The 12,843-nt window shown below is 69.8% G+C and carries 10 protein-coding genes; 4 read left to right on the top strand and 6 right to left on the bottom strand.

Annotated features, from left to right (window positions below):
• The first annotated feature begins 201 nt into the window (after positions 1-201).
• Both AC1Z3O_RS21330 and AC1Z3O_RS21325 read left to right on the top strand, forming a co-directional pair.
• A complete protein-coding gene (locus AC1Z3O_RS21330) occupies positions 202-1,083 on the top strand; it encodes a crotonase/enoyl-CoA hydratase family protein (protein ID WP_483521891.1) in 882 nt (293 codons plus the stop codon).
• A 21-nt stretch (positions 1,084-1,104) separates the two neighbouring features.
• Positions 1,105-1,776 (top strand): nitroreductase, encoded by a 672-nt coding sequence (locus AC1Z3O_RS21325; protein ID WP_483517883.1) that lies wholly within the window; start codon positions 1,105-1,107, stop codon positions 1,774-1,776.
• Positions 1,777-1,805: 29 nt separating this feature from the next.
• On the opposite strand, the gene AC1Z3O_RS21320 is transcribed toward AC1Z3O_RS21325, so the two are convergent.
• The 3 genes from AC1Z3O_RS21320 to AC1Z3O_RS21310 form a co-directional block, all read right to left on the bottom strand.
• Positions 1,806-4,199 carry a winged helix-turn-helix domain-containing protein gene (locus AC1Z3O_RS21320; RefSeq protein ID WP_483517882.1) on the bottom strand — a complete coding sequence of 798 codons (2,394 nt, stop codon included), beginning with the start codon at positions 4,197-4,199 and terminating at the stop codon, positions 1,806-1,808.
• Positions 4,150-4,599, bottom strand: coding sequence for a hypothetical protein (locus tag AC1Z3O_RS21315; protein ID WP_483517881.1), 450 nt, complete (start codon positions 4,597-4,599; stop codon positions 4,150-4,152). Before AC1Z3O_RS21315 ends, AC1Z3O_RS21320 begins: the two co-directional genes overlap by 50 nt.
• 199 nt (positions 4,600-4,798) lie before the next feature.
• Complete coding sequence (locus AC1Z3O_RS21310) at positions 4,799-6,343, bottom strand: AMP-binding protein (RefSeq protein WP_483517880.1); 1,545 nt, start codon at positions 6,341-6,343, stop codon at positions 4,799-4,801.
• Between the two features lie 245 nt (positions 6,344-6,588).
• On the opposite strand from AC1Z3O_RS21310, the gene AC1Z3O_RS21305 reads away from it, so the two are divergent.
• A complete protein-coding gene (locus AC1Z3O_RS21305; RefSeq protein WP_483517879.1) occupies positions 6,589-7,755 on the top strand; it encodes an acyl-CoA dehydrogenase family protein in 1,167 nt (388 codons plus the stop codon).
• 73 nt (positions 7,756-7,828) lie between these two features.
• Positions 7,829-9,064, top strand: coding sequence for an acyl-CoA dehydrogenase family protein (locus tag AC1Z3O_RS21300; protein WP_483517878.1), 1,236 nt, complete (start codon positions 7,829-7,831; stop codon positions 9,062-9,064).
• A 249-nt stretch (positions 9,065-9,313) separates the two neighbouring features.
• Here AC1Z3O_RS21300 and AC1Z3O_RS21295 read toward each other — a convergent pair whose 3' ends face one another.
• The 3 genes from AC1Z3O_RS21295 to AC1Z3O_RS21285 all read right to left on the bottom strand — a co-directional run bounded on the left by AC1Z3O_RS21295 (position 9,314) and on the right by AC1Z3O_RS21285 (position 12,506).
• Complete coding sequence (locus AC1Z3O_RS21295) at positions 9,314-10,891, bottom strand: fatty acid--CoA ligase (protein ID WP_483517877.1); 1,578 nt, start codon at positions 10,889-10,891, stop codon at positions 9,314-9,316.
• A gap of 97 nt (positions 10,892-10,988) precedes the next feature.
• Entirely contained in the window at positions 10,989-11,771 is a 783-nt protein-coding gene (locus AC1Z3O_RS21290) for an SDR family NAD(P)-dependent oxidoreductase (RefSeq protein ID WP_483517876.1), read from the bottom strand.
• Positions 11,772-11,942: 171 nt separating this feature from the next.
• Entirely contained in the window at positions 11,943-12,506 is a 564-nt protein-coding gene (locus AC1Z3O_RS21285) for a DUF3761 domain-containing protein (RefSeq protein WP_483517875.1), read from the bottom strand.
• Between the last annotated feature and the right edge of the window lie 337 nt (positions 12,507-12,843).

Genomic DNA, 12,843 nt, shown 5'->3' with positions numbered 1-12,843 from the left:
CGGCTCATGCCAGACCAAAAGAAGCTGGGCGGCGCAGCCGCCACACCCACGCGGCATCCTGCGCTCCGCCCGGCTCCGCCCCCGGCGGCAGACTGGTGCCAGTCTAGCCGCGCCATGACCAGCCAGCCTCGTCGGAAGCGACGATTACAGGCGGCGCGCGGCGCACTAGGCTTGAAGCTCATCCACCTGCACAAGCCCGCCATGACAGACGCCAGCCCGCCGAGCTTTGAAACGCTGCAGTACGCCGTCGAGGACGGCGTCGCCACCATCACCTTGAACCGCCCCGACCGGCTCAATGCCTTTACGCCGCAGATGATGCATGAGCTCATCGCGGCCTTCGATGCCACCGACGCCGACGATGCCGTGCGCGCGGTCATCGTCACCGGCGCCGGACGCGCCTTCTGCGCCGGCGCCGACCTGGCGGCCGGCGGCTCGACCTTCGATTACGAGAAACGCTACGGCGCCACGGCCGCCAACACGGCGCACCGCGACGGCGGCGGCCGCGTTTCGCTGCGCATCTTCCGCAGCCTCAAGCCGGTGATCAGCGCGGTCAACGGCGCCGCGGTCGGCGTGGGCGTCACCATGCAGCTGCCGATGGACATCCGCCTGGCCTCCACCGACGCGAAGTTCGGCTTTGTCTTCGCGCGCCGCGGCATCACCCCGGAGGCCGCCTCTTCCTGGTTCCTGTCACGCGTGGTCGGCATCTCGACCGCGCTCGAATGGTGCTACACCGGGCGTGTGTTCAGCGCGCAGGAAGCCCTCGAGCGCGGGCTGGTGCGCTCGCTGCACGCGCCCGAAGATCTGCTGCCGGCCGCCCGGGCGCTGGCGCGCGAGATCGCCGACAACGCCGCGCCGGTGTCGGTGGCGATCTCGCGCCAGCTGATCTGGCGCATGGCCGGCGCCAGCCACCCGATGGAAGCGCACAAGCTGGACAGCCGCGCCATCCAGTCGCGCGGCCGTTCCGCGGACGTCAAGGAGGGCGTGGACGCCTTCCTCGACAAGCGCCAGGCGCATTTCCCCGAGCGCGTGTCGCACGACATGCCGGACTTCTTCGACTGGACGAGCGAGCCGCCCTTCATCTGAGGCAGCCCGGGAGACGCAACCATGCATGTCAGCGAAGCGGTAGAGAGCCGCAAATCCGTGCGCGCCTTCCTGCCCAGGCCGGTCGCCCCCGAGGCCATCCGGCGCGTGCTGGAGGCGGCGGCACGCGCGCCGTCAGGCGGCAACCTGCAGCCCTGGCACATCCATGTGGTAGGCGGCGAGGCGCTCGACCGGCTCAAGGCCATCATGCGCGAGCGCGTGGCCCAGGCGCCCAGCGGCGAGTCGCGCGAATATCACATCTATCCGCCCGAACTGGTCTCGCCCTACCGCGACCGGCGCTTCGAAGTGGGCGAGGACATGTACCGCTGCCTGGGCATCGCGCGCGAAGACAAGCGCGGCAGGCTGGCGCATTTCGCCAACAACTTCCATTTCTTCGGCGCGCCGCTGGCCCTGTTCTGCACGGTGGACCGGCGCATGGGCCCGCCGCAATGGTCGGACCTGGGCATGTACCTGCAGACGGTGATGCTGCTGCTGCGCGCCGAAGGCCTGCACAGCTGCGCGCAGGAATGCTGGGCCGTCTACCCGGAAACCATCGGCAGCTTCCTGTCGCTGCCGCCGGAGCGCATGCTCTTCACCGGCATGGCGATCGGCTACGAAGACCCCGAGGCAGCGGTGAACCGGCTGCGCGCTGCGCGCGCGCCCTTGGCCGAATTCGCGGAGTTCGTCGGCATCTGACACCCGCCGCCGGGCGGCCGGCAAACTGCCTACAGCAGGCCCAGCTGCCGCGCGATCGCCACCGCCTGCGTGCGGTTGCTGGCGCGCAGCTTGGCGCTGATATTGCGCAGGTGGGTCCGCACCGTGGTTTCGGAGACAAAGAGCCGCTCGGCCATGGCGATATTGGAGAAGCCTTCGGCCAGCAAGCGCAGCACCCTCTCCTCTTTGGGCGTCAGCGGTTCCGGCAAGGCCGCGCGTTCGCGGCCCGGCGCCGGCGCCTGCGCCGCCTGGCGCGCGGCATGCGCCGGCGCGCAGGCCTGCAACAGGCGCTGCACGTAGGCCGCCGGCAAGGCAGCGCCGGCCGCCTCGCTGGCCTGCGCCGCCAGCCGTCGCGCCACCGCGCCCTCGTCGGCAACAATGCGCACGAAGCCTTCCGCGGCGCAGAAGCGCAAGGCCTCCCCCATTGTGTCCAGCGCCCCGGCTGCGTCGCCGGCGCGCTCGCAGGCGAGCGCCAGCAGCACGCGCAGCTTGAGCGCGCGGCGCAGCAGCTCGCCACGCCGCGCGGCCGCCAGTTCGCGCACGATGGCCTCGCGCGCCGGCTCGGCCGGGCCGGTAGCCAGGTCCAGCCGCAGCTGGGCCAGGGCGAGGTTCTCCACGTCATTGGCGAAGGAGGTCACGCCGACGCGCGCCTTCCACAGCCCCGGGTCGGCTGCACGCTGCAGCGCATCGGCGGCGGCATGGCGGTTGCCCTGCAGCAGCGCCAGCCGGCCGCGTTCCAGCAGCGAGCTCTGCACCAGGCGCGGCAGGCCGCGGTGATGGCCCAGGTGTTCCAGGCCGGCCAGCCATTCATAGGCGTGATCGGTCTCCCCGCGCTCGAAGGCAATGCGCGCCAGCACCACGTGGCCTGAAATGATCTGGTCCGGCAGGCCCAGGTCGCGCGCCAGCGGCACGTAGACATTGAGCAGCCGCTCGGCACGCCCGCAGTCGTTGATCTCGTACAGGCCCTCGGCCAGCAGGATGCCCGCCATGGCGTTGCCATTGGTGGGGCCGTAGCGGTTGGGCAGCATGGTGCTGGCCGCGACGCGGAAGCGCGCGAGCGCCTGCTGCAGGCGCGCCTGGCGCAGGTCGATCAGTCCCTCGACCGACTCGGAGAAGATCTTGTTGAAGTTGCTGTCCGATCCATGCACCGCCTGGCGCGCCAGGGCCAGCAGGCGGCGCGCCTCGCGGTAGTCCCCGCTCACCGCGGCCAGGCGCGCCATCGAGGTGGCGAGGATGGAATCCGGGAAGGGATAGCCCATCGGCACAGGCAAGGGATCGTCGCGGCTGGCGGCGCGTGCCTCGTCGAAGCGGTCCATCATGTGCAGCAGCATATGGCGCAGCGCGCGCACATGTGCCTGCAGGTCGGGGTCGGCGCCGCCTGGCGAAATGGCCTGCAGCAGGGCGATCGCGTCGGACGGGCCGCGCGTGAACGAGACGGCCCACACCTGGGCGATCTGCAGCTTGGGCCAGGCTGCCAGCGCCTCGGCGGACACCGAGCCCAGCCAGCGCGTCAGCAAGCGCATGCGCCCCTGCGCCAGCAGATCGTCGACGCTTGCACGCAGCAGCGGCAGGGCCCGGCCCATGGCGCCGGCAGCCAGCGCATGCTCGATCGCGGGCACCGGGCGGCCCTGCTGCTCGAACCACAGCGAAGCCGCCAGGTGCATGGCTGGCATCTGGTCCTGCCGCGTGGCGGCAAGCTGGCTGCGCAGGAAATCCGAGAACAGGCTGTGGTAGCGATACCAGCGCACGGACGCGGCGGCATGTGCGCGCCCTCCAGGCGCATCGCCATCACGCGCACCATCGAGCGGCATCAGGAACAGGTTGGCCCGCTCCAGCCATGCCAGGATGTCTTCGCTGTCACCGGCATCGCCCGCGGCCTGGCGCACCACGTCGCACAGGGGTCCGCACAACTCGTCGAGGATGGCCGTGCGCAGCAGGAACTGGCGCACGCGCTCGGGCAGATGCAGGAAGACGTCTTCGAGCAGGTAGTCGGCAATGGCGGCATTGGAACCGGAAAAGCCGGCAATGAAGGCGTCCGGATGCTGGCGCCGCTCCAGCGCCACCGAAGCCAGCCACAGCGCGGTGGCCCAGCCTTCGGTGCGGCGATGCAGGCTCCTGACCGCCGCGGCCGGCAGCGTCAGCCCGCGTGCCTGGCCCAGGAAGGCGGCGGTTTCCTCAGCGGTGAAGCGCAGTTCGGCCGGCTCGATCTCGAGCAGTTCGCCACGCGCGCGCAACCGGCCCAGGCCGCTCTCCGGCACCCAGCGCGTCCCGATCACCAGCCGCGCACCGGGTGGCAGTTTCTCCACCACTTGCCACAGCAGGTCGGTGACGGCCGGATTCTGGATGGCCTCGAAGTCATCGAGAAAAAGGGCAAAACGGGCGTCCCGCCCGGCCCGGCCGGCCATGCGGTCGATCAGCGCCAGCGCGCGCTCGCCCGCCGAACAGCTCGGCCTCGGCCCGCGCGCGCGGCAGGCTCGCCGGCCGCCGCATCCGGTCGAAGGCGGCCTCGAGCGAGCCGAGAAACCGCCCGATATCGTTGTCGGCGCGATCGAGCGTGAGCCAGGCCGTGGGCACGCCCGCGGCCTCCAGTCGCGCCCGGCACTGCAGCATGACGGTGGTCTTGCCGAAACCTGCCGGAGCCCGCACCAGCACCAGCCTGACGAAGTCGGCCGCGCACACGGCATCGCAGATCCGCTGCCGCTGCACCTGGAACGGACTGGGCACGGGAGGGCGCAGCTTCGCCAGCAGCGCCGCGCCACTCATGTCCGGGGCCGTTTGCCCGCTGGTCTCCTCGCTACTCGCCATTCGCCGTATCGTTGCGCGGTCCTGCCGCGCCTTATCGCCAGTATTGCCAGTATCGCCCGTGTGACCCGTATCGCCCGTATCGCGCGGGCCGCGCGGAACGCCAGGCCGCATATGGAAAGGCCGGTCTGCGACAGCCGGCCTCAGTCTCGTCGAACGAACAATTATGGCGTAAACCGGCGCAAGGCACCGGCCGCAGCAATCACACTAGCTTGTTACCCCGTCCCGCCCAGTAGCGGTCGCGCAGCAGGCGCTTGAGCAGCTTGCCAGTGGGCAGGCGCGGCAGTTCCGGCTCGAAATCCACCGAACGGGGGCATTTGATGGCGGACAGGCGTTCCCGGCAGAAGGCCATCAGTTCCTCTGCCAGCGCCGGCCCCGCTTCGGCCATATTGACCGGCTGCACCACCGCCTTGACCTCCTCGCCGAAGTCCTCGTTGGGCACGCCGATGACGGCCACGTCGAGCACCTTGGGGTGGGTCATCAGCAGGTTCTCCGCCTCCTGCGGGTAGATGTTGACCCCGCCCGAAATGATCATATTAGCCTGGCGGTCAGTCAGGAACAGGTAGCCGTCCTCGTCCAGGTAGCCGATATCGCCCAGCGTGGTCCAGCCGGGATGCTGCGGGTGGCGGGTCTGCGCGGTCTTGTCCGGGTCGTTGTGATACTGGAAGTTGCGGCCGTCGGCGAAGTAGATCACGCCGGGCTCGCCCGGCGGCAGCAGCGCCCCGCTGCCGTCGCAGATGCGCAGCGTGCCGATCGAGGCGCGGCCCACAGTTCCCTTGCGGCCCAGCCACTCATGCGAATCGACCGAAGTCGAGCCGTTGGCCTCGGTGCCGGCGTAGTACTCCCAGATGATCGGGCCCCACCAGTCGATCATCTGCTCCTTGACCTGCACCGGGCACGGCGCTGCAGCATGCACGGCAAAGCGCAGCGAGGCAATATCGTAGCCTTCGCGCACCGCGGGCGGCAGCTTGAGCATGCGCGAGAACATGGTCGGCACCAGTTGCGTGTGCGTGATGCGATGGTCCTGCACCAGCCGCAGATAGTGCTCGGCGTCGAAGTGTTCCATCACCACCGAGGTGCCGCCCAGCGCCTGCACCATCAGGCTGTAGCGCAGCGGCGCCGCATGGTAGAGCGGGGCGGGCGACAGGTAGCGCGTGTCGGCACCGAAGCCGTAGCGGCCGCGGCACATCTCGATCAGCGAAGTCGGCGCGTCGATGCGGGCATCGGCCGGCGGCGAAAACACACCTTTGGGCCGGCCCGTGGTACCGGAGGAGTACAGCATGTCGCCACCGGCGATCTCGTCCTCGATGCGCGAGACCGGGTACTGCGCCAGCGTCGACTCGTAGGGCGCATAGCCCTCGATCGCGCCGTCCATCATGAGCCGCAGGCGCAGCCCTGGCGTGTGCTGCGCCAGCACGCGCGCCACCGGAGCCTGGGCATGCGTCGTCACCAGCAGGCGCGCACCGCTGTCTTCCACGATGTAGGCGGCCTCGGCCGCGGTGAGCCGCGTGCTGATGCACACATAGATGATGCCCGAGCGCTGCGCTCCCCAGCAGAGCTCGAACAGCCGCGGGTGGTTCTCCAGCAGGAAGGCGACGCGGTCGCCCGGCTTCAATCCATGGGCGCGGAACATCCGCGCCACCTGGTTGGAGCGCTCGTCGAGCTCCCGGTAGGTGACGGTGGCCCCGGAGGCCATGATCACCGCCGCTTTGTCCGGGGTGCGCTGCGCATGAACATAGGGATGCATGGAACAAACTCCTCGGGTTAGACAGGCCGGCCGCAGGTGCCGCTGCGGGCATTCTGGGGAACCGGGGCGGGCCTGGGCATCGTCGGAAGCGACGATCATCGCGATGCTGCGGCGCGTCAGCGCCAGCCGCCCGGCCGGGCGCGCAGGATTCGTCGCATCCGACGATGCAGGCCGCGCGCCGGCGGACATAATGGCCGGATGCCCGCGGCATGCCCGAGTGCCGAACCAACCCGTGGAGGACAGCGGTGGATTTCCAATTCAGCGAAGAACAGACCATGCTGCGCGACACGGTGGCGCGCTATCTGGCCGACCACTACGACTTCGAGGCGCGGCAGGCCGCCGTGCGCTCGGCGCCCGGCTGGCGTCCCGCCTGCTGGAAGGCGCTGGCCGGCGAGCTCGGGCTGCTGGGCGCGGGGCTGCCCGAGCGCTTCGGCGGCCTGGGCGGCGGCGCGGTGGAGCACGCCATCGTGATGGAGCAGTTCGGCAGGCACCTGGTGGTCGAGCCGTATCTGTCGAGCATCGTGCTTGGCGCGGGCGCGCTGGCACAGGGCAGCCCGGAACTGGCGCAGGCCTGGCTGCCGGCGCTGATCGCCGGCGAGGCGGTGGCCGCCTGGGCGCACGCCGAGCCGCACGGCCGGTACTGCCTGCACGATGTGCAGACGCGTGCGGAGCGCCACGGCAAGGGCTGGCGCCTCTCCGGACACAAGCGCGGCGTGGTGGCAGCGCCGTGGTCCACGCATCTGGTGGTCAGCGCGCGCAGCGCCGGCGAGCGGCGCGATACTGCCGGCATCAGCCTGTTCTGGGTACCGCGCGACGCACGCGGCCTGAGCCTGCAGGACTATCCCACCATCGATGGCGCGCGCGCCGCCGACGTGCATCTCGACAACGTCGAGGTCAGCGAAGCCGACTGCATCGGCACCCCGGGACAGGCACTGGCACTGATCGAGCAGGTCAACGATACCGCGCTGGCGGCGCTGGCCGCCGAAGCCGCCGGCGCGATGCAGCGCATGCTCGCCGACACGGTCGACTACGCGCGCCAGCGCAAGCAGTTCGGCGTGCCGATCGGCACCTTCCAGGTGCTGCAGCACCGCATGGCGGACATGTACGTGCACGCCGAGCAGGCCGCGGCGCTCAGCCTGGTCGCGGCCATGCAGGCAGGCGCCGCGCCGCGCGAACGCGCGCTCGCGGCCAGTGCGGCGAAGGCCCAGGCAGGCCTGGGCGGCAAGTTCGTCGGCCAGGCCGCGGTACAGATCCACGGCGGCATGGGCGTTACCGAGGAACTGGCGGTGGGCCACTACTTCAAGCGCGTGACGGCCATCGACCTGCAGCATGGTTCAGCCGAATACCACCTGCGCCGCTATGCCGACCTGCTCTACCCCGCCGGCCATTCCGCCCAGGCACAAGCGGCCTGAACGGGCCTGAACGCGGCGCGCACGCCGCAGACGACCGAACCGACATCCTGCCAGAACCGAACGAGGCCTGACGATGCATCTCGAATTCTCCGCCGAAGAGCTGCAGTTCCGCGACGAAGTCCGCGCCTGGATTGCCGACGCCTACGACGACGAGCTCAGGGCCCTGATGGCCCAATCGAAGAACGGCTATCTCGACAAGGCCGGCCAAGTGCGCTGGCAGAAGAAGCTGCATGCGCGCGGCTGGGCGGCGCCCAACTGGCCGCGCGAATACGGCGGCCCAGCATGGACGCCGGCGCAGCGCTACCTCTTCCAGGCCGAGACTGCGGCCGCAGGCTGCCCCACGGTGTCGCCGATGGGGCTGAAGATGGTGGCGCCGGTGATCATGAAGTTCGGCTCGGCCGAGCAGAAGGCGCGTTTCCTGCCGCCCATCCTGAGTTCCGATGTCTGGTGGTGCCAAGGCTACTCCGAGCCCAACTCGGGTTCGGACCTGGCCTCGCTGCAGATGCGGGCCGACCACGGCCGCGACGAGCAAGGCGAGCACTATGTGCTCAACGGCTCGAAGATCTGGACCACCCATGCTCAATGGGCCGACTGGATGTTCTGCCTGGTGCGCACCGGCCGCGAAGCGCGGCGCCAGGACGGCATCAGCTTCGTGCTGGTCGACATGCGCACGCCGGGCATCACGGTCTCGCCGCTGCCCACGCTGGATGGCCCGATGCCCGGACAGCAGGAGGTCAACCAGGTCTTCTTCGACAATGTGCGCGTGCCGGTGGAGAACCGCATCGGCGAGGAGGGCATGGGCTGGACCTATGCCAAGTACCTGCTGGAGTTCGAGCGCGGCGGCAGCTTCGCGCCGATGCTGCGCCAGCAGCTGGCCAAGGTGGCGCACATTGCCGCCGACCAGCCCGGCGACGACGGCGGCAGCATGCTGGACGATCCCGCCTTCCGCCGCAAGCTCGCCGAACTGCATCTGCGCGCCGCCGCGCTGGAGGCCGTGGAATTGCGCATCTTCTCCAATGTGTCCTCCGGCACCTCGATCGGCGCGGCTTCCAGCATGCTCAAGCTGGTGGGCACCGACACGCTGCAGGCCATCAGCGAACTGGCCGTCGACGCCACGGGACCCGATGCGCTTCCCTTCGTGCAGGACACCTGGGCCGAAGTGCAAGGCCGTCCCGCTGCGCCGCGCGTCGGCCCCGACTACGCCGGCCCCATCGCGCCGCGCTATTTCAACTACCGCAAGGCCTCGATCTACGCTGGCTCGAACGAGATCCAGCGGAATATCATCGCCAAGCTTGTGTTGGGGCTTTGAACGGGCCGTTCACGGCCCGTAGAGACTCCCGCTCGCCCTAATGCCGTTCAGTTAAGGCTGGACGGCATTTTTCTGGGTGGCGCGGGTCTGAGCGCCTTGCTTTAGCGGCGTGGGTTGATCGTGGCAAAAGCCGCTGCCTAGTACCGAACCCCCAAGCACCGCCCAAAGAAAAAGGCGCCCGCAGGGGCTAATGCCGCGCATCCCGCGGCGGCGGCATGCGGGGGCGCGGATCGGGGCCTTACGGCGCGGTCAGTTGACGCGCCGCGCGAAGCCTTCCCAATAGGGCTCCCGCAGCTTGCGCCGCAGCAGCTTGCCGGAGGGATTGCGCGGCAGCGCATCGACGAAGTCGATGGTCTTGGGAATCTTGAAGCCGGCCAGGCGCTGGCGCGCCCAGGCAATGATGGCTTCGCGCTCCGGCTGCACGCCGGGACGCGGCACCACGATGGCCTTCACCGCTTCGCCCCACTTCTCGTCCGGCACGCCGATCACCGCCACGTCGGCCACGTGCGGATGGCCGTAGATCGCGCTCTCCACCTCGGCCGGGTAGACGTTCTCGCCGCCGCTGATGATCATGTCCTTGACGCGGTCATGGATGTAGACATAGCCGTCCGCGTCGAGATAGCCGGCATCGCCGGTGCGCAGCCAGCCGTCGGCATCGATCGTGCGCGCCGTTTCGTCGGGCTGCTTCCAGTAGCCGGCCATGTTCTGCGGCGAGCGGATCATCAGCTCACCCACCTCGCCCGGCGGCAGCCGCCGGCCCTCCCAGTCGACCACCACCACCTCCACGCCCGGCAGCGGCTTGCCCGCCGCGCGCATGCGCGGCACGTCCTCGGTGGTGTGGTCCTCGGGCGGCAGTGCCACCACGGTGCCGGTGGTCTCGGTCATGCCGTACTGCTGCGCGAAGCCGCAGCCGAAGACCTCGATGCCTTCGCGCAGCAGCGCTGCGGGAATGGGTGCGGCACCGTACAGCAGGTACTTCAGCCGCGAGTAATCGACCTCCCTGGCACGCGGGTCGCGCAGCACGATCTGCATCGCGGCAGGGACCAGGAACAGCTTGCTGACACGATCGCGCTCGATGAAATCCAGCACGGCGCGCGGATCGAACTCGCGTGCGATCACGCCCTTCGCGCCCGACAACAGGTTGCGCAATCCCCAGCCCGAACCGCCGATGTGCGCGACCGGCATCGCCACCAGCGAGACATCGTCGACGCTCCAACGCGACCAGGGGATGTTCTCGGTCTCGCTGGCCAGCGTGCCCGCGCTCAGGTTGCGGTGCGTGAGCATGGCGCCCTTGGGCCGCCCTGTCGTGCCCGAGGTATAGAGTTGCAGCACCACGTCGTGCGGCGCCGCCGTGTGATCGACAGGCGTGGCGGGCTGCGCGTCGCGCCAGTCGGCGTAGGCCGGCCAGTCCGCCTGGCCGCCCTCCATCGCAATCACCTTGCGCGCCAGCGGCAGGCCGGGCAGCAGTTCGCGCACCAGCGCGGCGGATTCGGGCCCGACGAACAACAGCACGGCATCGCAATGGCCGGCGATGAAGGCCACCTCGGGCGGCGCCAGGCGCCAGCTGATCGGCGCCATGACCGCGCCAAGCTTGGCTGCGCCGAGCCACAGCTCGAAGTACCGGTCGCTGTTCTTGCCGACGTAGGCAATGCGGTCGCCGGCGCCCACGCCGTCAGCACGCAAGGCCTGCGCCACACGGTCGGTGTGGCGGTCGAACTCGGCGTAGGTGGTGTGCCGGCCCTCGAAGTCATAGGCGACGGCATCGCCGCGCGTGGCTGCGAAATGTCGCAGTGCTTGGGGCAGTGTGGCCAGGTAGCTGAAGTCCATCCACGTCTCCGGTATCGTTGTCGCGCGCGCATCGCTATCGCCCGCGCGGCGCCTGAGCGCGCCGGGCGACGATGCCCGGCCGCGCCGACGGCTGTGCTCAGCGCGGTGCCATGCGGATGGCGCCGTCCAGCCGCACCGACTCGCCGTTGAAATAGCCGTTGCGACACATCTCGACCGCCAGCGATGCGAACTCGCCGGGCAGGCCAAGGCGCTTCGGATAGGGAACGGAAGCCGCCAGCGCCGCCTTGACGTTCTCTGGCGCCCCCTGCAGCAGCGGCGTGTTGAAGATGCCGGGCATGATGGTGTTGACGCGGATGCCTTCTCCCGACAGGTCGCGCGCGATCGGCAGCGTCATGCCGACCACGCCGGCCTTCGAGGCGGAGTAGGCCGCCTGCCCCATCTGCCCGTCCTGGGCCGCCACCGAGGCGGTATTGATGATGACGCCGCGGTCGCCGTCGCGCGCGTCCAGCGTCAGCATGCCCGCGGCCGAGCGCGCGATGCAGCGGAAGGTGCCGATCAGGTTGATCTGGATGATCCGCTCGAAGGCATCGGACGGAAAGAACTTGATCTGGTCCGGCGCCTCTTTGGCGCGCGACGCCGTCTTGAAGGCATTGCCCGTGCCCGCGCAGTTGAGGAGGATGCGTTCCTGCCCGATGGCGGCGCGCGACTTGGCGAAGCCCGCCTCGACCTGTTCTTCCGAGGTGACATCGACGCGGCAGAAAATCCCGCCGAGCTCGCGCGCCACCGCCTCGCCCTTTTCCACGTTCATGTCGAACAGTGCCACGCGCACGCCATGCGCGGCCAGCGCACGCGCGGTCGCCTCGCCAAGGCCGGAAGCACCGCCGGTCACCACCGCCGACACCGAAGCATCGAGTTCCATACCGTCTCCAGGATGCGACGCGCTGCGCTCACGCGCGCGCCGCCGTGTTGAGAATGCCGGCGCCGCGGCGCCGGACTGGTATGGAGATTCGAGGATTGGCGCCCCGCCCGCATCGTCGGAAGCGACGAATGCAAGCGGGCGCATGGGCGACACGGGGGGCGCGGGCGGCCGTCAGCCGCAGGCCTTGCCGTGATCCGCCTTGAAGCCCTGCGAGGTCGCCTGCGACTCACTCATGTACTGGCCGTGCTTGGTCTTGCCGTACCACTTGCTGCCGGGGCAGTGGTAGACCTTGGATTCAGTATTGACCCAGACTTGGCCCGGCCCGCCGCCCGGCGCCGCGGCGCGGGTCGCGGATGGCGCGGCCGCAGCAGACGCTGCGGACGACTTGGGCTTGGCCGGCGCGGCCGGCGCGGAAGGAGCGGTGGTCGGTGCAGCGGACGGTGCCGACGGCGCGGGCGCGGCTGCCGCGGCCATCGGGGCCGCACCGGCCGCCTTGGCTGCGCTCGCACCATACCAGTCCTTGACGCCGCCGTGATGTGCGCAGGCGCCGTGCTTGCTGGCGCCGTAGTAGCTGCTGCCATCCTTGCAGGTGCCGGTGGGCGCCTGGCCGGCGGGAGCGGGGGCGGTCTGCGCCAGTGCCGCCTGGCCGCCCAGGGCGGCGAGCAGCAAGGCGGTCAGCAAGCCGGGGAATCTGGCGGCACGGGCTAGACGTTGGACAAAAGACGCTTGGCGCATATCGGACTCCTGCTGTGAGCTTGGGATGGCCGGACACAAACACTATTGCACCTTGGCGCGTGCAGCACGGTTGCGAAGGCAAGGCTGCACCGCCGGCAGGCGCGGACCGGGCGCGCCCCCACAGCCCAAAACGGCAGGCCGGCCGCCGCCGTTGACCGGCCGCGCAGGCAAGGCGGCGAAAAGGCCACGGGGCCGCGCCGGATGTGCGCCATCCTGTCCATCGGCCATACTTGGCGGCAAGCGATGCGCTACAGTGTCGTAGCAGGCCCTCCCACCCTAGTCCGCTGAATCATTGAAATGGGAGGTGAAGGACATGCCATGCGGGAATCAGCGCTAG

The organism is Cupriavidus sp. 09_S30 (assembly GCF_056930435.1).
Note: the sequence above shows the minus strand (reverse complement) of the source record. Positions and strands in the feature narration are given on the sequence as shown.

Excerpts from the sequence above, each read along its gene's own strand:
- AC1Z3O_RS21300 (WP_483517878.1), top strand. The coding sequence starts at position 7,829 with ATGCATCTCGAATTCTCCGCCGAAGAGCTGCAGTTCCGCGACGAAGTC.
- AC1Z3O_RS21310 (WP_483517880.1), bottom strand. The coding sequence starts at position 6,343 with ATGCATCCCTATGTTCATGCGCAGCGCACCCCGGACAAAGCGGCGGTG.
- AC1Z3O_RS21330 (WP_483521891.1), top strand. The coding sequence starts at position 202 with ATGACAGACGCCAGCCCGCCGAGCTTTGAAACGCTGCAGTACGCCGTC.
- AC1Z3O_RS21290 (WP_483517876.1), bottom strand. The coding sequence starts at position 11,771 with ATGGAACTCGATGCTTCGGTGTCGGCGGTGGTGACCGGCGGTGCTTCC.
- AC1Z3O_RS21325 (WP_483517883.1), top strand. The coding sequence starts at position 1,105 with ATGCATGTCAGCGAAGCGGTAGAGAGCCGCAAATCCGTGCGCGCCTTC.
- AC1Z3O_RS21320 (WP_483517882.1), bottom strand. The coding sequence starts at position 4,199 with ATGGCCGGCCGGGCCGGGCGGGACGCCCGTTTTGCCCTTTTTCTCGAT.
- AC1Z3O_RS21295 (WP_483517877.1), bottom strand. The coding sequence starts at position 10,891 with ATGGACTTCAGCTACCTGGCCACACTGCCCCAAGCACTGCGACATTTC.
- AC1Z3O_RS21285 (WP_483517875.1), bottom strand. The coding sequence starts at position 12,506 with ATGCGCCAAGCGTCTTTTGTCCAACGTCTAGCCCGTGCCGCCAGATTC.
- AC1Z3O_RS21315 (WP_483517881.1), bottom strand. The coding sequence starts at position 4,599 with ATGGCGAGTAGCGAGGAGACCAGCGGGCAAACGGCCCCGGACATGAGT.